General features: G+C 36.5%; 17 protein-coding genes. 16 read left to right on the top strand and 1 reads right to left on the bottom strand.

Features of this window, described 5'->3' with window-relative positions; all coding sequences use genetic code 11:
- Nucleotides 1-16 precede the first annotated feature (16 nt).
- The 3 genes from coaA (at nt 17) to N0K73_RS07180 (ending at nt 3,081) form a co-directional block, all read left to right on the top strand.
- A complete protein-coding gene (gene coaA / locus N0K73_RS07190; protein WP_057974311.1) occupies nt 17-937 on the top strand; it encodes a type I pantothenate kinase in 921 nt (306 codons plus the stop codon).
- A 133-nt stretch (nt 938-1,070) separates the two neighbouring features.
- A complete protein-coding gene (guaA, locus tag N0K73_RS07185) occupies nt 1,071-2,612 on the top strand; it encodes a glutamine-hydrolyzing GMP synthase (protein ID WP_181647452.1) in 1,542 nt (513 codons plus the stop codon).
- 118 nt (nt 2,613-2,730) lie between these two features.
- Nucleotides 2,731-3,081, top strand: a complete 351-nt coding sequence (locus N0K73_RS07180; RefSeq protein ID WP_057974313.1) for a DUF1516 family protein — start codon at nt 2,731-2,733, stop codon at nt 3,079-3,081.
- A gap of 78 nt (nt 3,082-3,159) precedes the next feature.
- Here N0K73_RS07180 and N0K73_RS07175 read toward each other — a convergent pair whose 3' ends face one another.
- Nucleotides 3,160-3,456: a putative quinol monooxygenase gene (locus tag N0K73_RS07175; RefSeq protein WP_112251377.1), complete on the bottom strand. Its 297-nt coding sequence runs from the start codon at nt 3,454-3,456 to the stop codon at nt 3,160-3,162.
- A gap of 165 nt (nt 3,457-3,621) precedes the next feature.
- Here N0K73_RS07175 and N0K73_RS07170 point away from each other — a divergent pair, with 165 nt between their 5' ends.
- The 13 genes from N0K73_RS07170 (at nt 3,622) to N0K73_RS07110 (ending at nt 20,032) form a co-directional block, all read left to right on the top strand.
- Nucleotides 3,622-4,740 carry a low temperature requirement protein A gene (locus tag N0K73_RS07170; RefSeq protein ID WP_112251379.1) on the top strand — a complete coding sequence of 373 codons (1,119 nt, stop codon included), beginning with the start codon at nt 3,622-3,624 and terminating at the stop codon, nt 4,738-4,740.
- A 45-nt stretch (nt 4,741-4,785) separates the two neighbouring features.
- Nucleotides 4,786-6,390, top strand: coding sequence for a putative glycosyltransferase family protein (locus N0K73_RS07165; RefSeq protein ID WP_112251381.1), 1,605 nt, complete (start codon nt 4,786-4,788; stop codon nt 6,388-6,390).
- Nucleotides 6,387-6,809: a GNAT family N-acetyltransferase gene (locus tag N0K73_RS07160; protein WP_112251383.1), complete on the top strand. Its 423-nt coding sequence runs from the start codon at nt 6,387-6,389 to the stop codon at nt 6,807-6,809. The genes N0K73_RS07165 and N0K73_RS07160 overlap by 4 nt, the downstream gene beginning before the upstream one ends.
- A gap of 142 nt (nt 6,810-6,951) precedes the next feature.
- Nucleotides 6,952-7,323: a GntR family transcriptional regulator gene (locus N0K73_RS07155; RefSeq protein WP_057974318.1), complete on the top strand. Its 372-nt coding sequence runs from the start codon at nt 6,952-6,954 to the stop codon at nt 7,321-7,323.
- Nucleotides 7,316-8,188, top strand: a complete 873-nt coding sequence (locus N0K73_RS07150) for an ATP-binding cassette domain-containing protein (RefSeq protein WP_112251385.1) — start codon at nt 7,316-7,318, stop codon at nt 8,186-8,188. The genes N0K73_RS07155 and N0K73_RS07150 overlap by 8 nt, the downstream gene beginning before the upstream one ends.
- Nucleotides 8,181-8,930 carry a hypothetical protein gene (locus tag N0K73_RS07145; RefSeq protein ID WP_057974320.1) on the top strand — a complete coding sequence of 250 codons (750 nt, stop codon included), beginning with the start codon at nt 8,181-8,183 and terminating at the stop codon, nt 8,928-8,930. The genes N0K73_RS07150 and N0K73_RS07145 overlap by 8 nt, the downstream gene beginning before the upstream one ends.
- 114 nt (nt 8,931-9,044) lie before the next feature.
- Nucleotides 9,045-9,353 carry a PadR family transcriptional regulator gene (locus tag N0K73_RS07140; protein WP_112251387.1) on the top strand — a complete coding sequence of 103 codons (309 nt, stop codon included), beginning with the start codon at nt 9,045-9,047 and terminating at the stop codon, nt 9,351-9,353.
- Nucleotides 9,353-9,946, top strand: a complete 594-nt coding sequence (locus tag N0K73_RS07135) for a DUF1700 domain-containing protein (protein ID WP_112251389.1) — start codon at nt 9,353-9,355, stop codon at nt 9,944-9,946. Before N0K73_RS07140 ends, N0K73_RS07135 begins: the two co-directional genes overlap by 1 nt.
- Nucleotide 9,947: 1 nt before the next feature.
- A complete protein-coding gene (locus N0K73_RS07130; RefSeq protein WP_146744990.1) occupies nt 9,948-10,280 on the top strand; it encodes a hypothetical protein in 333 nt (110 codons plus the stop codon).
- Between the two features lies 1 nt (nt 10,281).
- Nucleotides 10,282-10,440, top strand: a complete 159-nt coding sequence (locus N0K73_RS07125; protein WP_181647450.1) for a hypothetical protein — start codon at nt 10,282-10,284, stop codon at nt 10,438-10,440.
- 192 nt (nt 10,441-10,632) lie between these two features.
- Nucleotides 10,633-16,785, top strand: a complete 6,153-nt coding sequence (locus N0K73_RS07120) for a MucBP domain-containing protein (RefSeq protein WP_112251393.1) — start codon at nt 10,633-10,635, stop codon at nt 16,783-16,785.
- Between the two features lie 144 nt (nt 16,786-16,929).
- Nucleotides 16,930-18,336, top strand: a complete 1,407-nt coding sequence (locus N0K73_RS07115; RefSeq protein WP_284068500.1) for a C69 family dipeptidase — start codon at nt 16,930-16,932, stop codon at nt 18,334-18,336.
- A 208-nt stretch (nt 18,337-18,544) separates the two neighbouring features.
- Complete coding sequence (locus tag N0K73_RS07110) at nt 18,545-20,032, top strand: AcpB/EbpR/MafR family transcriptional regulator (protein ID WP_057974326.1); 1,488 nt, start codon at nt 18,545-18,547, stop codon at nt 20,030-20,032.
- The last annotated feature ends 7 nt before the right edge of the window (nt 20,033-20,039 follow it).

The following is a 20,039-nucleotide window of genomic DNA, read 5'->3' as shown; positions in this document are numbered from 1 at the left end:
TTAGAGGATTTCTAAAATGGATAAACAAATGAATTATTATAAAATTCCAAGGGATGAGTGGCAAGACTTCTATAAAGCGGAGCAGGTTTCATTGTCCCAACAAGAATTGAATCAAATTCAATCCGTCAACGATAAAATATCGGTTCAAGATGTGCGGGAAATTTATATGCCCCTGGTTCATTTATTGAATATGACATTGGCGGGTAAACAAGATTTGCAATCAAAAAAAGCTGACTTTTTGGGAATTAAAGCTAAAAAATGGCCTTTCGTAATTGGTATCACGGGTAGCGTGGCAGTCGGTAAAAGTACGACTGCACGGTTGTTACAACTATTGCTTACAACGTTATATCCAACTAAAAAAGTACAGTCAATTACGACAGATGGGTTTTTATTTCCAAATAAAGAGCTTATTCGTCGAGATATATTAGACCGCAAAGGGTTTCCAGAAAGTTATGATATGGAGAAACTTATTTTATTTTTGAATGATGTTAAGAGTGGGTTGAAAACTGAAGCTCCCGTTTATTCGCATGATAGTTATGATATTGTACCGGGAGCCGTTCAACTTATTGATCAGCCGGATATTTTAATTGTCGAAGGGATTAATGTTTTACAATTACCTAGTAACCAACAACTGTATGTTAGTGATTTTTTTGATTACTCAATTTATGTTGATGCTAATGCGGACTTAATTGAAAAATGGTATTTGGAACGTTTCGGTGTCTTATTGAATACTTCTTTTCAGAAACCCGGAAATTACTATTATGACTACGCAATTGGTAATCATGATGAGGCATTTAAGCTAGCTCGTAATGTTTGGAAAACCGTGAATCTAAAGAATTTGAATACCTTTATCTTACCCACTAGAAATCGTGCTGATCTTATTTTAGAGAAGACAGATGAGCATCGAATTAATACTGTTTATTTACGCAAATATTAGAAAAAAGACGTATTTTCACAGATTTTCATGAAAATTAAATCAAACGATTGACCAACTGGGTTTCAATCAGTAGAATAGACGTAATAAGAAATTAAAAAATATGAAGAGGTGACTATTTTTGGCCAACGTTAACATGCAAGATTTCGACAAAATTATCGTTCTTGATTTTGGTAGTCAATATAATCAATTAATTACTCGTCGTGTGCGCGAATTCGGAATTTATTCTGAATTATTATCACACAAGATTAGTGCGGCCGAAATAAAAGAGATTGCCCCTAAAGGTATTATCTTTTCTGGTGGCCCAAATAGTGTTTATGATGAAGATGCATTCAGAATTGATCCTGAAATCTTTGAATTAGGCATTCCTATCTTAGGTATTTGTTATGGTATGCAATTAATGGCATACTGCATGCCTGGTGGTAAAGTTGAAAATGCGAATAACAAAGAATACGGTAAAGCCGTTATCGAAGTTACAGATCCAGAAGCAACTTTATTTAAAGGATTACCAACTGAACAAACTGTTTGGATGAGTCATGGTGACTTAGTAACAGAAGTTCCTGATGGTTTCACATCAGTTGCAACTTCAGTTAACTGTCCTATTTCTGCAATCCAAAATCTTGATAAAAAATTCTATGGTCTTCAATTCCATACTGAAGTGCGCAATACTGAATTTGGGGATGACATTTTACGTCGTTTCGCATTTGATGTTTGTGAAGCTGAAAGTAACTGGTCAATGGATGATTTTATTGACTTACAAATTGCTAAAATCCGCGAAACTGTTGGTGACAAGAAGGTTCTTCTTGGTTTATCCGGTGGGGTTGATTCTTCAGTTGTTGGTGTTTTATTACACAAAGCAATTGGTGACCAATTAACAAGTATTTTCGTTGATCACGGCTTACTTCGTAAGAATGAAGCTGATCAAGTTATGGAAATGCTTGGCGGTAAATTTGGATTAAATATTATCAAAGTTGATGCACAAGAACGTTTCTTAGGTAAATTAGAGGGAATCTCTGATCCTGAAACGAAACGTAAAACAATTGGTAATGAATTCATCCGCGTCTTTGATGATGAAGCTACTAAGCTAAAAGGAATTGATTTCTTGGCTCAAGGAACACTTTATACTGATGTGATTGAATCTGGGACAGAAACTGCTCAAACGATTAAATCTCATCATAATGTTGGTGGCCTTCCTGATGATATGCAATTTAGTTTAATTGAACCATTACGTACATTATTTAAAGATGAAGTTCGCGAACTTGGCGAAAAAATGGGTATGAGTGATGAATTAGTATGGCGTCAACCATTCCCAGGTCCTGGTCTTGGAATTCGTGTACTTGGTGAAATTACTGAAGAAAAATTAACTATCGTGAGAGATAGTGATTTAATCTTACGTGAAGAAATTAAAAAAGCTGGTCTTGACCGTGAAATATGGCAATACTTTACTGTCTTACCGGGCATTAAAAGTGTTGGTGTGATGGGTGATGGTCGTACTTATGACTACACAGTTGGTATTCGTGGCGTCACGTCAATTGATGGTATGACTGCCGATTTTGCTAGAATCCCTTGGGATGTCCTACAAAATATCTCAGTGCGTATCGTAAATGAAGTCGCACACGTTAACCGTATCGTGTATGATATTACGAGCAAGCCGCCTTCAACAATTGAGTGGGAATAGACTAAAATTGATAATCCTTTAACAAAGGGATTATTTTTTTTGCATAAATTTTGAAACCTTAATTTCACGAAGAATAATGATAAACTAATAATAAGATTAATTTAAAGGGAGATTAACTATGATTTGGTTATTGATACATCTTATTACTTGGGTTGTGATAGCAGTTTTAGTGGCGCTCACGATTTTTACAAATTCTAATACAAAAATTTATCAAATGATTACGAGACTGGGGTATTTGGTTTCTATTGCTAGTGGAATTATGTTATTGGGCTATGCATGGCAGCGAGATCCAATGCTAACGGCCATTAAATTGATTGTTGCTATAATATTTATCGGATTAACTGAAATGACTTTCGCACGAAAAAACAGAAAACAATTAAATAAAAGTGTGATTTATGCAGTGGGTATCTGTTGTATAGGCGTAGGTGTTTTAGGACTTATGCTTGCAGGTGGAAGACCTTTTATATAGAGAATAAAATACCGCATAACGATTAGACGAAAATCTAATTGTTATGCGGTATTTTTGTTTAAGGGTAGCGTAGATGGGCTACTTTTCATCCCTAACATAGCGAGTTACCTGCATTTTAAGATGATACTTTATGCGGAGTTCTGCGATGGTGGTCATCATGTCACTTTTGTGATGACTATCAATAGCTGCTTGGTCAGTCCATTCGTCAATTAGCAAGATAGATTGGTTATCTTCCATATCTGTAAAATAATTATAACGTAAATTTCCGGATTCTTGTCTAATCTGTGACACGACTCCGGTAGTCATCATTTCATTGGCGAAGTCTTGAGCATTCGTGCCAGTACCACTATATAAAATATTAACCGTAATAGGCATTATTTTCACCGAACCTTTCTTTTGTTGGTTTAATTGTACCATTCTGAAGAAAACATGAAAGATACAGGGTGAACGACTAATTTTAGAATCAATAAATGTTAATGTAAGGCTTGAACTTAATTAATCGTTTATAATAAGGATAAACGATTTTTGAGGGAGATTAATATGGCAGAAAAGATATTTAAAAAGAAAGTAGAATTACCAGAATTGTTTTATGATTTAGTATTTGCCTATGCAATCTCGCAAACAACTGATTTACTTTATCATTTTAAAGGGAATCTGGCGAGTGTCGCCGAAGCGTTTATTATTTTTTCGGTAGTAATGGTTGTTTTTATTAATACCTGGATGATTAAGAGTGTGTTTATTAATCGATATGGGAAGAATTCAATCGCGGATATTATTCTTTTTATGATTGACGTCGCCATTTTGTTATATATGTCTAATGCGTTTAAAGGTAATATTCAAGACTGGTTTCAACCCTTTGCCATCGCAACGGGTCTGTTGTCCACCGTATTAGTCGTTCAGTACGGAACGGTCTATCTGACTTCTAAAAAAAGTGCGGATAAAAGAATTTCTAGATTAATGATGACAATTACTGCGGCACGAACAGTTTTAGTTTTTATTGGCGCATTTTTACCAATTAAGTTCGGTATTCCGGTTGCCTTGATTGGTATTGCAATTAGTTGGGTATTACCGGGTCTTTTTGGATCTATTTTAAAGCTCCATGCGCTTAATTTTCCGCATATATTGGAACGACTAACATTACTAACAATCATCACTTTTGGAGAAACAATCGTTGGCATTGCGTCATATTTCACGGTTGAAACGTTTAATTTTTATTCGATTCTCATATTTACGATTGTTGGCGCACTGTTTATGACGTACATCACGCAAATGGATCATTATATAGACGAGAATCGTTCTGATGAAACAGGTATTCGATTAATTTATGTTCATTATTTCATTTTATTTGGGATAAGTTTGGTGACTGTTTCGTTAGAGTTTATCGGAGAGAGCCACATTCCTAAAAATTTTGCGATATTAAGTTTATATTTAGGTTTAAGTTTGTTTTACTTAGGATTATTTTTAACGAGTCCGTATAATAAGAAACAGTTGAACTCAGATAAGCAGGTAATTGTCTTTTTTACGATTTCAACAATTATTGGATTACTGGTAAGCCTGATGTTTAATCAATTTTCAGTAGTTGTCATAACGACTGCTTTGATTGCTGTTATTAATTCAATTGTGTATGTGCGGTATATGATTATAAAGACTAGATTGTAATACAGCATTAATCCAAATCTATGGGCTTAAAATTAAGGGGTTCTCATGTCACGCAAAAATAAAATGTTAATGGTGCTACTATTTATAGGTATCTCAATACTAACGGTTATGCCATTTTTATTAGAGCATAAAATAAATGTTAATGATGATTTTTTGTTTCATAAAAATAGGTTACTGTCTTATTACCATTCAGTTATGGTGAACAAGGATTTTCATCCCATGATTTTTGATGGTATGGCAAAAGGGTATGGGTATGCTACTGATTTATTTTATCCGTCATACAGTTTACTACCATTTGTCTTATTCTATTCATTGGGATTAGGCTTTATCGCATCATATTACTTATTAATTGGGACGTATACGTTTGCGACACTACTTGTGGGCTTTTACGCTGCGCAACACTTCTTTAAAAATAGGCGAACAGCATTGCTGGCAACAGTTGTCTATGCTTGTAGTACCTATCGATTGGGTGATTTGTTTATTCGTGGGGATTTGGGCGAGGCTGGTGCCTTTATCTTTTTACCGTTAGTTATTTTAGGATTTTATAAGGTCTATAAAAATGAAAAACACGGTATTCTGACATTAGCGCTAGGATTAGGGCTAGTCACAAGTATCCATCCCATGACTACGCTAATCTGTGTCTATATCATAGGATTGATTAATGTATATGTATTAATTAAAAAAGAAAAATCAATAGAATTTGTTAAACGACAATTTGATGCTTATTTATTCGCCATTATATTAGCAAGCGCGACAGTTTTTCCAGTTTTAGAACAAATGGCGAGTGAAAAATATAATTTCATGGGACATCATTCATTATGGGGGACCGGGCTAGATTTTTCTTTATCTAAACTAGTCTATGGATCAATGTCAAATGCGGCAGGCGTCTGGAATAATAGTTCTCCCAATGTTGGACCGCTTCTAATGTTGGCCGTGATTGTTGGCTTATTCATGTATAAAAGTAGTTTACCAATCATTAAACGCTTATTAATAATCACAATTCTGTTTATGGTTGGTTCAACTAACTTATTGATTTGGCCAATGCTTAAAGACTCATGGTTTTCAAATATTCAATTTGAATGGCGGATTCTAATTTTTGCGACATTATTTGGTAGTTTATTACTGGCGAAAATGTCAGAAACGAATCAACATAAGTATTTTAAATCGCTAATTTTTTTAATCCTGATGTTGGCGATGACGTTTAATTTTTCTGTATCAAATAATTTTAAAGCTAATAATTTAACTTTGACGAACCAGAATGTAACGAAAAAATATAATACTGCTATTGGTGGTGGCCTTGATTATCTACCTAAAGATATCAATTATAAGGCGCTACGTGAAAAAAAGAGTTCAGGATCCTTTGATTTTGACCAACTAACTATTGTTGTTTTCCCGAAAATTTATTATAAAGGGTACGTTATTCAGACGGATAAAAATAAAACTATTCCGACGTACGCGAGTCATGGGCTTGTGGCGGCAAAAATATTACCTGGGAAAATGGTATATCAAGTGGTGTATAAGAAGACCTTGATTCAAAAAGTCTCTGGTTATATAACGTTATTAAGTTGGTTAGCGGTAGGTATTTATTTAGGATTCATTTGGAAAAGACCGGTCGTTATTTTAGGTAATAAAGGGAGAAAAAATAAATGATAAGACAAGCAACGAACGATGATATTGAAGAAATTGTTCAATTATGGTATCAGGTAAACGTGACTGCGCACGCTTTTATCTCTAAAGACTATTGGAAAAGTCATTTTGATGAGGTTAAAAAAATGTTGCCGCTCGCGGAAATAATTGTATATGAACAAAATGGTGTAATTACAGGATTTGTTGGTCTGAATGACACCTATATTTCCGGCATATTTGTTTCATCTGATGTGCAGTCTAAAGGAATTGGGAAACAGTTATTAGATTACGCAAAAAAGATAAAATCGGAATTAAGTTTAAATGTATATCAAAAAAACGAACGGGCAACTCATTTTTATTTAAGAGAAGGGTTTATAATTAAGTCAGAAGATATGGATACAGATAACAACGAAAAAGAATATTTAATGGTGTGGAAAAAATAATTTAACTCAGAGATAAAGCCGTCTAACAGCTTTATCTCTTTTTTTGTCAAAAATGAATTAGTTATTAAGGTTGCAAATTAAAAAAATAAATGCTAAGTTAGTTACATAAGTAATTAACCAACTAACGAAAGTGGTGATAATTTTGTTTTTTGAATTTGATAATGAAACGCCTTTATATCGACAGATAGCTGAACAAATTGAAGAGGGTATCTTTACGGGTGTTTTCCCGGCCGAAAGCCAAGTGCCGTCAACGACCGAGATTTCCCGGCAATTTAATATTAATCCAGCGACAGTTTTAAAAGGAATGAACCAGCTAGTAGAGAATGGTTTAATTGAAAAGAAAAGAGGACGTGGAATGTTTGTGACTAAGATGGCGCAGGATCAGATAACGACTAAACGGCAAGCTGAATTTAATGATCATTACGTTGAAACGTTCATTAAGGAAGCACAAAAATTAAAGTTAACTAAGGCTGAACTAATCGCACTTATTGAGAGGAGTTATGATAATGAGTAATTTAGAGACGAAGCATTTAACGAAGAAATTTGGTAATCAAGTAGTGTTGGATGATTTAAATTTGAATCTTAAACCTAATACAATTTATGCATTATTAGGCCGTAATGGTGCGGGGAAGAGTACGTTGTTGAGCATTTTAGCTAATCATATCTTTGCCTCTAGTGGATCGGTTGTTTGGCAGGACAAGGAATTAACGGGTCGTGATCATCCAGTACAGGAATTTTATTTAATGTCAGAACATAATCTTTTTAACAAGTCAGATAGTTTAAAGAATATTATAAAGAAAACGACTTTATTACAGGGTACTTTTGATCAGACGTTAGCGGATGAAATGTTACTCGCATTTAAGTTGGACCCTAAGAAAAAAGTCTCACAACTTTCAACGGGGTATCGCACAATTTTTAAAACGATTGTTGCACTGAGTGTACCCGCGGAATATGTTTTCCTAGATGAACCTATTCTGGGGTTGGATGCTAATCATCGAGTTATGCTGTACCGTTATATTTTGAAAGCCTATGAAAATAGGGCGAGGACGATTGTTCTATCAACACATCTTGTTGAAGAAATTGCTAATTTGGTGGCACATATTTTGATATTAAAAGATGCAAAAATCATTGTTGATTCTGACGTCGAGGATTTATTGGCAAAGAGTTATCAGATTAGTGGACCCAAAGAGGAAGTCCAGTTGTACTGTCAGGGTCTTCAAATTTTGGACGATGAACAGATTGGTACACTCTACACTTGTTACATATACGCCGACCTTCCTGCCAATCGCATTATTCCTGACAGTATTGTGATTAAACATAGTGATTTACAAGATAGTTTTATCAAGTTAACCGAAGAGGAGCGTGAGTTAAATGTTTAAAGCAATGTTAAAGTATCGATTAACGGCCATTTGGCGTGATTTAATTATTGCATTTTTAATTATAGAAGCATTTATGATTATTACTGAAATTATTTTGAGTATTAAACTTGCGGACTTTTCAGTTTTATCATCTACATTGGGCATTAGTTTGGCCGCCGGTGGGTTGATTGTAACGCAGGCGGACCTAATCATACTGTCATTTACAACGGCTCGTAAACCATTTGATTTTGGTATTCTAAATGGCATATCTAGAAAAACGAGTTATATCACGCAGTTAGTCAGCCTTTTCGGTAGCCAACTGGTGACATTTGTTATTTTTTACCCAATTATGGGAATCTTATTTAACAGTCGTTACTCGGGTACCACGAATTTATTGGACCCTAAAATGATCATTGTAATTATCTTGGGTATTTGGAGCATAATGGCTGGTGCTATTGCCATCAGTAGTTTTGTAACTTTATTTGAACGTAAAATATGGTGGGTTGTTTTAGGCGCTTGGCTGGTTGTATCAAAACTATTTGAAGCATATATTCAACCCGTTATTGTGAACTTATTACCTGGATGGCAGAATTATTATAATGATTTTAGCGGGATGGGAAGTATCGATGAACTTGATTTTGGACAGCCATATCTTTGGCTTATCGTACTAGTAAGTATCGTCATTCCACTTGTCTTTGCAGGTGTTTGCCAATACTTCATGCAAACTAAACGTTTAACACTTAGCTTTAAACGTAATAAATAATCTATTAGTAAGTCCTTTGGAGAGTTTCCAAAGGATTTTTTTGTCTGAAAATTAATATGGTGTTTGACATTATACTATGTAACGTATAGTATATATTTTGAAGGGAGTGAGTTGATGAATAGTCAGTTAAAAAAAGGTATGCTGGAATATTGTGTGCTAGCTACATTAAGAACGTCGGATTCATATGGTTATCAAATTATTAAGGACACGTCAGGAGTTATCGATCTCTCAGATTCAACTCTATATCCTATTTTGAAACGCTTGGAAAAACAAGAGGCTATTGAGAGTTACAGTGTTGAACATAATGGACGATTGCGAAAATACTACCATTTAACCGAAACCGGGTTAACGGATATTCAGGGGTTTTTGGATGATTGGCAACAAGTAATGACGGTTTATGACTACATAAAAGGGGTTAACTAATGGATAAAAGAAAATTTATTAAAAAGTTGGAAGAAGAACTCAATTTCTATCGAGTGATGGATGTTGATAATACGGTCGCTTACTATGATGAACTAATCGATGATCGGTTGGAAGCCGGCGAATCCGAAACCAGTATTTTTACTAGTTTAGAAACGCCGAACCAAATTGCCATGAGATTAGCGCTGATTGAGCGTCCAGGTGGACAGAAAAAACGGTCACCAGCGTTAACGGCATTAATTGTTGTTTTACTTATATTGGGATCACCATTATGGGGAAGTTTAGCATTAACGGCTGCTATTTTGATTGCAACGGGTTATCTTTTAATTTGGTTGGTACCAGCACTTGCCGGCATTTTTTTCGCGTCGTTTGTCTTGGGTGGTGCCGTTAGTTTGATATTGTCACCAGTTGTGATGATTAATCAGGGAGTTGTGATTGGCTTAATGCAATTTGGTATGGGATTTGTCATGATTGGCGTGGGGCTCTTATGTGGCGTAATGACAAGATTCACGGCAAAATACTTAATCGCATACTCAGTTAATTTAACGCGTTGGATAGGCCAGCTGTTAAGAAGAAAAATAGGATCGGCGGCTTAAAATGATAAGACGAATACGACATAAATTGGTGAGTATACTTTTAGTTGCTATAGGGTATCTAGTCATGTGGCTAATCCCAGTAGTCACGAGTGTCTTATCCTTATCGTCAATCATTGTTGGTATGCTTAGTGTATTCATGTCGCCACTTGTAGGTCTGAGACAAGGGTTACGAATTGGCTTAATGCAATTAGGGCTGGGGGTTACAATGTTGGGTGTTGGATTTCTAATGGCACCGGTGGCTTGGTATTCAGTCAGATATTTAATTAGATTCGTGGCAGGTTTAACGCACTTAGTGGGTCGGATTTTGAAAAAAAGATTAAAGGAGATTGTATAAAATGTTTGAATATATACGTCATAATTGGATTAAGATTAGTTTGTTCATGATTTGGTTTGGTGCCATTGTTATGTTTAGTAGTTATGCGTTATCTGGGTTTAATTCAACGTTATTTCATTACACGGGTATGCATGATTGGGGACGAACATTTTATTTTTAAATAGTGGTCAGATTAACATAGTAATTTTAAATTGGTCTATATAAGTCCCTCGCATGAATCTAGCGTTTATAGGTTCATACGAGGGATTTTTTATAAGCTAAGTTGAAAACGTTTACAAATAATTGAGGCTAAGGTACACTTTAATTGTGCCGGGGCGGCACATGGGTTATTAGATTACAGGGGGAATTAAATATGAAAAAAGGACTAACAATCGCAACAACGGTTATTACGTTGTTTACACAGTTACCATTGTCGTCTGTTTTTGCACAGGGGGTTAACAGAACGTCTGAAACGACGACCGCAAAAGCAGCACCATCGACATCATCGTCGTCGACTGCCGCTAAGTCAAAAACGGGTATGACGCGTGCCGGAGATGTTAATACGGATATTACCATTGAGGCTCAAAAAGATACAATTGAAGCCGGCCAATGGGCTGACTTTAATTTGTATTTTAAAATGTCGGGTCGAGATACCGCATTTACGAATGTTGATTTAAAAGTAACGTTACCAGACAATTTAAATGAGAATATGACATTCACGCAAGATTTAGCTGAGCTTAAAATTGCAGGTATCGCACCAACTTACGATAAAAATAAGGGCATCTTGAATTATCATTTTGATAAACTAGATGCAAGAACCGCTAATAAAGCAATTTTAAAAATTCAAACAACTAATGGGGCAGTTTTACCTAATACGACCCTGAATGTAGCTGCAGCTTTCACTGGTACAGATCAAAATGGTGAAAGTAAGAGTTACGACTCTAAATCAGCAGTGAAAATTACGGCTGATAATAATTATGGTGCAACAAATAAACTACTTGGCATCGAAGGCCAAACCTATACTAATCCTAATCGTGGCGATATCGTTAATTACGGTGTCGGTATTAGTGCACCAAAAAAAGCATCAGGAGCCCTTTACGTTAAAGAAGGATCAACAGTTAAGGCAACTTATACTTTAGGAGCGGGTTTAGACTATTACGGTGTAAAAGATGGGGCACAAGAGCCTAAAGTCAGTGCTGATGGCCGAACATTGACTTGGGAATATACGGCACCAAGTTATGCAGAACAAAAGGCCGCGGCAACTAACTTCTTTGAAAAAAATGTCACAATTCAAGCTAAAGTTTCAGATACAGCGGCGTACTACTCACAAATAACGAACACAATGAGTTCAACGGCAACATTCCTTGATGGCAGCACAAATGATACGACACCAATTAAATCAGTTGTCATGGTTATGCCAAATGATCCAACGGATGTACCAATTCCAATTCCCGGCGGTTCGGCATTTCCAACTAATCACTTAGGACCATCGAATGGAAACGGTGGGGTAGCATCAACTTCGTTAATTGATCCCGATATAACGGTTAATGATGATGCTCTTCTGAGTTATGGATTAACATTATCATCGCAAACGGCAACGTCAACATATATTGGGTTCGCATATTACAACATTTATTATAATATGGACACGCATCTAGATCTTGATAGTTTTACAACTGGTAATTTTTATTACATGCCAAATAATAAGCTACCAACATATGGAGCGCCTAAGGAAAAAGTTTCATTTGCGATGTTGGTAAAATATGAAACAAATGGTAAAGTCGATGCCGATTGGTCATTACTTAAGATGGATATGCAAACGAACGCTAAATATTCACGTTCTCAATTAGGAATTCCAGACGGGAAAAAGGTTGCGAATATTTGGTTATGGTTCCATGATAAAAGTTATACAAAAGTTCCGGCAAATCGAGATGCGGCAGCAGAAAGATCTGAAGGTCCAGACGGAAAACCAATCAAAATGGCTCCGGCCGGGTTATACAATAATGGTATGAGGGTTAATGCTACGATTGATAAGGGCTATACGGGTCAAGTAAAAAATACCATGGATATGACCTTTTACGGTGCTCAGTCTGCTGATGAAACAGGTTTTGAAGCAGCAAGATATGTAGATTATACAACGAATACATGGGCAGAAGAATTTAGTGGCGATGTTGGTCAGGTCTATACAGACAGAATTGGACCTCGTCACGTTGAAGTTGCAGCTAAAACGACCGGTGAAACTAAAGTTGTTAAAGCTTCGGTTAGTTTACTAGATACTGTTGGAAGTACCGTTAATGAAGGTGAAAATACGGTTTTAACATCAATTGAAAATAATAAAGCATCAATTTCACCCTTAAATGGTCCTTATACGAGTTACGTTCTTTTACCAACAGGGGTCACATTTAAAGAAGCCGTTTCTTCAGCTGAATACAGTGCCGAACTCTATGATAAAGATTATCAAGGTACTGGACGTCAAATGGTCAAAGTGACGATGGAAGACGGGAAGTTGGTTTCCGGTAGTTACTTAACGGGACAATTTAAAGTAGATATTTCAAAAGATGCGACGCCTAATATGACGTTTAATATGACTGGTACCATCGGTGATACCGATTATACAGCGGTTAAACCAACGGGTGACACGGTTCTCTTAACGGATACCGTTAAATCTGAGGATACGGATGATATTGATAAAGATGGTAAGACAGATACCCCAATTATTAAAACGGGTAATGCTTACGTCTTAAATAAAGCATCTAATCTCGATATTAGCACAAGTATCAAAGGTGATAAGGATACTGGTTATGGCGATTTAGGTAATGTGACGGTTGGTAAAAAAGCCACTTACAAAGCAACTCTTAAAAATGATACTGACGAAAAAATAACATCAATGCAATTTTTAGATGTCTTACCTTCAATCGGAGATGCTAATATTACTGATGGCGCTGCTCGTAATTCAGCTTATGAAATGAAGTTAGATGGTGAAATTACATTACCAAGCGAGTGGGAAAATAAGATGACCGTGCTCTATAGCACTTCTAAGAATCCTAAACGTGCGGGTATCTTGGATAAAAATACCGTTTACCCAGCAGGTGCTGCTAAAATTGTTGATCCAGCAGGTGCTGAAGATGCAACTTGGGTAGCGGCTGACAAAGTGACTGATTGGTCAACCATTCATTCATACAAAATCACACTTAATGATGGCGTTGAATGGGCCCAAGGCAAAGGTGTAACGTTATCATTTGATTTAGTTGCCCCTAAAGAATCTGAAATTTCAGATTCAACGTTAATTAGTAATAAACCAGTTAAAACAACAGCAGTTTCACGTGCCGTTCAAGAAACGCGTGGTGCTTATAACAGTTTCGGAATTGCGGCTAACAAACTACAAGTTGTTGAGACAGGTGCGATAGGAACACAATTAATTCGTGCCAGTGCGGATGTAACGGCGAGCTACGTTGATGTTAAAGGCGATACGATTGCCGATGATGTTGTGCAAAGTGGCTACTTCGATGATGACTACACAACAACTCAGAAGAAGATTCCAGGTTATGATTTTGTGAAGGTAGAAGGTAAAACTTCTGGTAAATTTGGAGCAGACGCTGTTAAAGTGACTTACATTTATAAGAAAACGTCTGCACCAGTTACCGTAAAATATGTCGATGAAACTGGTAAAACAATTGCTGCTTCAAAAGAATTAACAGGTGATTTTGGTGACGTTTATACATCAACTGCAGCTGACGTTTCTGGTTGGACATTGAAGGAAACACCCAAAAATGCGAGTGGCACGTTTACTGCGGATGCACAGACAGTAACTTACGTCTATGAAAGAGCAGATGCGGCACCAGTCACAGTTAACTATGTGGATGAAAAAGGCAACAAATTAGCGGATCCAGATACGTTGATGGGGAAAGTATCGAATCCATACAGCGCAATGGCTAAAAATATTGCCGGTTGGACATTAAAAGAAACACCAAATAATGCAACTGGGATATTCACGGTTGATGCACAAACAGTTACGTTTGTGTACGAAAGAGCAGACGCGGCTGACGTCACAGTTAACTACGTAAATGAAAAAGGTGACAAACTGGTGGCATCGGATATTCTTTCAGGAAAGATAGATGCCGCATACAATACAACGGCTAAAACCATTTCCGGTTGGACATTGAAGGAAACACCAAAGAATGCCATTGGAACTTTTACGGATACTAAACAAACGGTCACATATGTCTATGAAAAGGCAGATGCAGTTCCCGTTACGGTTAGATATGTGGATGAAAAAGGTAATGACTTAACGAACGCTGATGTCCTTCCGGGGAAAGTTGGAGATGCTTATACAACTAACTCGAAGGTGTTATCAGGTTGGACATTAAAAGAAACACCAAGTAACGCACAAGGAACATTTATGGATAAAGCACAAACAGTCACATATGTGTATGAAAGAGCGAACGCAGCCGATGTGACTGTAAAATATGTTGACACAGATGGCAAGGAATTGGCAACGCCTGATGTGCTTTCAGGGAAAATTGCTAATCCATACAGCACAACGGCTAAAAATATTGCTGGTTGGGCATTGAAAGAAACACCAAACAATGCGCAAGGAATGTTTACAGACGCTAAACAAACAGTGACATATGTCTACGAAAAGGCAAATGCGGCCGATGTAACTGTCGATTATGTTGATGAAAAAGGTAATAAGTTAGTAGCATCAGATATTCTTTCAGGGAAAGTTTCTAATCCGTACAGTACAGCAGCTAAAAATCTTGCTGGTTGGACGTTGAAGGAAACGCCGAATAATGCACAAGGAACTTTTACGGATAAGGCGCAGACAGTCACATACGTTTACGAAAAAGCGGACGCTGTGTCCGTTACGGTTAGATACGTGGATGAAAAAGGCAATGATTTAATTAAAGCCGACGTTATCTCAGGAAAAGTTGGGGATGCTTATACGACTGATTCTAAGGTATTATCAGGTTGGACGTTAAAAACAACGCCAAATAATGCACAAGGAACTTTTACAGACAAGGCACAGACAGTCACATATGTGTATGAAAGAGCAGATGCGGCAAATGTGACAGTTGATTATGTTGACGAAAAAGGTAATCAATTAGCGGCATCAGATGTGCTTTCAGGAAAGATCGCTAACCCTTATAACACGATGGCTAAAAATATTTCCGGTTGGGCTTTGAAGGAAACACCAAATAATGCACAAGGAACGTTTACAGATAAAGCACAAACAGTCACGTACGTGTATGAAAGAGCAGACGCGGCTGATGTAACGGTTAATTACGTTGATGAAAAAGGCAACAAATTAGTGGCATCAGACATTCTTTCAGGGAAGATTGACAATCCATACAGCACAATGGCTAAAAATGTTGCTGGTTGGACATTGAAAGAGACGCCCAAAAATGCGACCGGGACATTTACAGATACTAAACAAACGGTCACGTATGTCTATGAAAAAGCGGATGCTGTCCCTGTTACAGTTAAATATGTGGACGGGGAAGGTCATGATTTAGCTAAGGCGGACGTACTTTCGGGAAAAGTTGGAGATGCTTATGCAACTGATTCTAAGGTGTTTGCTGGCTGGACGCTAAAAGAAACACCAAGTAATGCTAAAGGACTATTTACAGATGCTGCACAAACGGTCACGTATGTGTATGAAAAAACAGATGCAGCTAATGTGACAGTTAACTATGTTGACAAAGATGGTAACGCATTGGCAACGCCTGATAGTTTGTCAGGAAAGATTGGTGATAACTATACATCTAGTTCAAAAGAGTTGGCAGGTTGGACATTGAAAGAAACACCAAAGAACGCTAAAGGGACATTTACAGATAAGGCTCAAACGGTTACGTATGTATATAAAAAAACAGATGCTGCACCCGTAACAGTTAAATATGTAGATGAAAAAGGTAACGAACTAGCAACACCTGATAACCTTTCTGGTAAGTTAGGGGATGCTTATGAAACAGCTGCTAAGAGTATTATAGGTTGGACGCTTAAGGCGACGCCGGATAATGCAAAGGGTAAGTTTACAAGCGGCGCTCAGATAGTGACCTATGTTTATACCAGATCAGAAGCTAAAGATGTAACCGTAAAATATGTTGATAAAGATGGTAATGAATTATCGGCATCGATTACACTTTCTGGAAAAGTTGGCGACAACTATACATCTAAGGCAAAACAACTTTCAGGTTGGAAATTGAAGGAAACGCCAAACAATGCTGAAGGGATCTTCACAGATACGACGCAAACAGTCATGTATGTTTATCTTAAGGATGAGGAAGCAGTTGTCGTAACGCCACCAACAACGGATGATCAGTCAAAAGGAACGACAACAACATTGACTGACACACCAAATGACGGGTCACGCACAACCTCAGCTAATCAGACAAAAACTGAAACAGGAAGTTTGCCTCAAACTGATGAAGCAACAAGTCTCTTGATGACCTTGGTTGGTGCAGCCTTACTCGCAACATCGCTGATCTTTATGGTAGGTAGAAAAAAAGCAAAACGGACAAAGAAGTAAGTAGATAAGTATTAAGAATTAATTGAAGAAGTCTCAACGCCAGTTTTGGCATTGAGGCTTCTTTTTGTTTGGCGTTAAGACCTGTTATTTTCTTGTAAAAACGGCTATACTATTAGTATTAAATCGATAAGGAGTGTTTGGAAAATGAAAAAAAGAGTTCACGGTTCTTGTACATCAATTCTAGTTGGTAAGAAGGCTTCAATCGACGGTTCAACGATGATTTCTCGAAATGACGATGGGCATGAAGCTTTAGATCCACAACGCTTTGTTGTGGTACAACCTGAAGATCAACCTCGTAATTATCAAGCTGTGATCAGTGGTGTGAAGGTAGAATTACCTGATAACCCAATGCGTTACACATCAATTCCAAACTCACTTTTAACGAACGGTATTTGGCCCGCAGCGGGAATCAATAGTGATAACGTTACAATGTCTGCGACAGAAACAATAACAACTAATCCACGGATTCAAGGAATTGATCCGTATGTTGCTGGTGGTATTGGTGAAGAGGATCTTGTCACACTTGTTTTACCTTATATCCATAGCGCTAAAGAAGGTGTAGAACGATTAGGTGACTTACTCTTAACTCATGGCACATACGAACCAAATGGTATTGCATTTTCTGATAATGATAGCATCTGGTGGCTTGAAACAATTGGTGGCCATCACTGGGCTGCCGTCCGTATTCCGGATGACGCTTACGTAGTAGCACCTAATCGTAGAAATATTGATACATTTGATTTTGATTCAGAAGACACCCTTTGTTCTGAAGATTTACAAGTTTTGATTGATAACAACCATTTGAATCCTGATTTTGACGGTTATAATCTACGTCATATTTTTGGTAGTGCATCAATTAAGGATACAGTTTATAACAATCCTCGTACATGGTATGGTCAACAATTCTTTAATCCTGAAATTACACAGGATCCAATGGATCAAGACTTACCATTTATCCGTCGGGCAAATCGTAAAATATCGATTGAAGATGTGAAATTTGTTTTAAGTGCACATTTTGAAAATACGGATTATGATCCTTACGGAAGTGCACCTGAAGATATTAAAACACGTTTCCGTCCAATTGGAATTAACCGTAATCATAATGTGCATTTACTACAAGTTCGTAATGATGTTCCTGATGAAATCGCTGGTATTCATTGGTTGGCTTATGGGGCAAACACGTTTAACACGATTGTGCCATTCTATGCTAACGTTAATGACACGCCAGATTCGTATAAAAATGCGACCGGCGAATTTGATTTAAACAATATGTATTGGTTGAGTTGTACGACGGCATTATTGGGCGATACGAATTATGACTTCTATGTGGATATGCGAAATACATTTGAATTAGAAGCAATGAGCGCGTACCATGCTATTCAAAATGCTGCTGATAAGGCATTACCTACAAAGTCCAATGCGACTAAATTCTTAGAAGAAATTAATGCTAAATTGGCTAAAGAATCATTGAAACGCCAAACACAATTATTAGGCGAAATGGTTATTTCTGGTTCTGAACAAATGAAATTAAGGTATAACTTGAACGATTAAGTTAATAAATAATGTGGAAAAACTGTTATCTGACGATAATGGTTTTTTTGTTGGTATGAGACCCATTTAGACTAGGAAAAAAATGACACAGGATACGTTAAATGTTAGAATTTTAAAAAGAGAATTTATTCTTTTGGAAACAGTATTCCGAATGATAAAATAAGTTCATTTAAAAAAACATGATGATTATAAAAACTTGGAGGCAAGTATGTACAAAAAAAGTATCCTTGATAAGCAGGAATGGCTGATTTGTGAGATTATTGAAATCTTAGCATTGAATGAGACTGGATTATCAAAAAAAGCGTTGTGTGAGCAATTAGGTGTTTCTGAAACTGCCGTAAAAGTTGCTTTGCTTCAGCTAGATGAAGATTTCAATTCTGGGGATACACCCTACATGATTATTAAAAAAAATAATGTTCAATTGGTAGGCAAAGGTAAAATTAATTTCAACGAAAAAATATATGATTACATTAAGAAGTCTATTAATTATCAAATTTTAATGGCATTTTACACTAAAGGTAACGGTAGGGTTGAAAATTTAGGTGCTAAGTTGAACGTGAGTGAAGCTTCTGTTTTTAGAAGAATTAAACGGTTAACGCCTCTTTTGGAGGGCTTTAATTTAAAAATTGCGCAAGGCGTCATGTTGGGTGATGAGAGTCAAATTCGATTTTTTTATTACTCACTATTTTTAGGGATTGATTTTAAATTTGAAGAATCAATTGAAAATGGAAGTATCATGACAATTATTGAACGATTTGAAGAATATTTTGATTTCAATGTAAATGACAGTAGTTTAGTCCGAGTGAAAATTTGGCTAAAAGTGACGAGTCAGCGAATGACGGTAAACGATCAAGATAACCATAATATTTCATCCGTTTTAGAAGATATGGTTACGAATAACTCTTTATTTGATAGTGTCGAAGAAGAGTTCGGGGAGATAATTAAACAATTTAAAGATAAAGTTGATGTCCATTTTGAGAGTGCTCTGCTCTATGCATGGACGATAGCGTTTGTATCGGTGCCATGGAGTACTTTTGTTGCGCACGATTTCGTTGCCATTAATCGGAGAAATAATAATAAGTTACAACAAGCTGTCGAGTTTTTAGAAAATGGATTTGAAAAAAGCCTGGGCATTCAAATTTCTGGTGGAGATTTAAGTGAATCATTATATCCAATTTGTACGGAAGCGTTTTGTTTTCACGGTATTTTAAAATCAGTTAGCACAACAATGATGGAAACGTATCGTGTGAAAAGTGATAACGCTCTAGTTCGTAAAAATGTGGAAGAAGCAATGGATGCAATGATTGAAGAAGTAAAAGATCAACCTGAATGGCATCAATTTTATTTAAGGTATGGTGTTTCATTTGCTAATTCCGTTATGGAAATCTTTAATTCACGGCTGTTGGCTAAGGAACAATTATTGACTGTAGGTGTTGATTTAAACACGGACGAAAGGGTTAAGGACGTTTTTATTATGTACGTCAGCCAATTATTAAATGGTAATTTGCGCGTGAACTTAGATGTTTATGATTCTAATCGAAATTATGATTTAGTCGTTACAAACTTCATGAATAAAAATTATTTAAACTCAACGTTAGAAAAATATATTATTACTGGTTTAGGCACGGATAACGATGTGACTGGTGTAGAGCAAAAATTAACGGCGATACTAAAAAAGTATTATCATGAAAATTGATAATACT

It is taken from the genome of Dellaglioa algida (genome assembly GCF_030127605.1).
GTDB lineage: Bacteria > Bacillota > Bacilli > Lactobacillales > Lactobacillaceae > Dellaglioa > Dellaglioa algida.
Note: the sequence above shows the minus strand (reverse complement) of the source record. Positions and strands in the feature narration are given on the sequence as shown.

Excerpts from the sequence above, each read along its gene's own strand:
- N0K73_RS07170 (WP_112251379.1), top strand. The coding sequence starts at position 3,622 with ATGGCAGAAAAGATATTTAAAAAGAAAGTAGAATTACCAGAATTGTTT.
- N0K73_RS07175 (WP_112251377.1), bottom strand. The coding sequence starts at position 3,456 with ATGCCTATTACGGTTAATATTTTATATAGTGGTACTGGCACGAATGCT.
- N0K73_RS07160 (WP_112251383.1), top strand. The coding sequence starts at position 6,387 with ATGATAAGACAAGCAACGAACGATGATATTGAAGAAATTGTTCAATTA.
- N0K73_RS07140 (WP_112251387.1), top strand. The coding sequence starts at position 9,045 with ATGAATAGTCAGTTAAAAAAAGGTATGCTGGAATATTGTGTGCTAGCT.
- N0K73_RS07180 (WP_057974313.1), top strand. The coding sequence starts at position 2,731 with ATGATTTGGTTATTGATACATCTTATTACTTGGGTTGTGATAGCAGTT.
- N0K73_RS07150 (WP_112251385.1), top strand. The coding sequence starts at position 7,316 with ATGAGTAATTTAGAGACGAAGCATTTAACGAAGAAATTTGGTAATCAA.
- N0K73_RS07135 (WP_112251389.1), top strand. The coding sequence starts at position 9,353 with ATGGATAAAAGAAAATTTATTAAAAAGTTGGAAGAAGAACTCAATTTC.
- guaA (WP_181647452.1), top strand. The coding sequence starts at position 1,071 with ATGCAAGATTTCGACAAAATTATCGTTCTTGATTTTGGTAGTCAATAT.
- coaA (WP_057974311.1), top strand. The coding sequence starts at position 17 with ATGGATAAACAAATGAATTATTATAAAATTCCAAGGGATGAGTGGCAA.
- N0K73_RS07130 (WP_146744990.1), top strand. The coding sequence starts at position 9,948 with ATGATAAGACGAATACGACATAAATTGGTGAGTATACTTTTAGTTGCT.
- N0K73_RS07120 (WP_112251393.1), top strand. The coding sequence starts at position 10,633 with ATGAAAAAAGGACTAACAATCGCAACAACGGTTATTACGTTGTTTACA.
- N0K73_RS07165 (WP_112251381.1), top strand. The coding sequence starts at position 4,786 with ATGTCACGCAAAAATAAAATGTTAATGGTGCTACTATTTATAGGTATC.
- N0K73_RS07115 (WP_284068500.1), top strand. The coding sequence starts at position 16,930 with ATGAAAAAAAGAGTTCACGGTTCTTGTACATCAATTCTAGTTGGTAAG.
- N0K73_RS07145 (WP_057974320.1), top strand. The coding sequence starts at position 8,181 with ATGTTTAAAGCAATGTTAAAGTATCGATTAACGGCCATTTGGCGTGAT.
- N0K73_RS07110 (WP_057974326.1), top strand. The coding sequence starts at position 18,545 with ATGTACAAAAAAAGTATCCTTGATAAGCAGGAATGGCTGATTTGTGAG.
- N0K73_RS07125 (WP_181647450.1), top strand. The coding sequence starts at position 10,282 with ATGTTTGAATATATACGTCATAATTGGATTAAGATTAGTTTGTTCATG.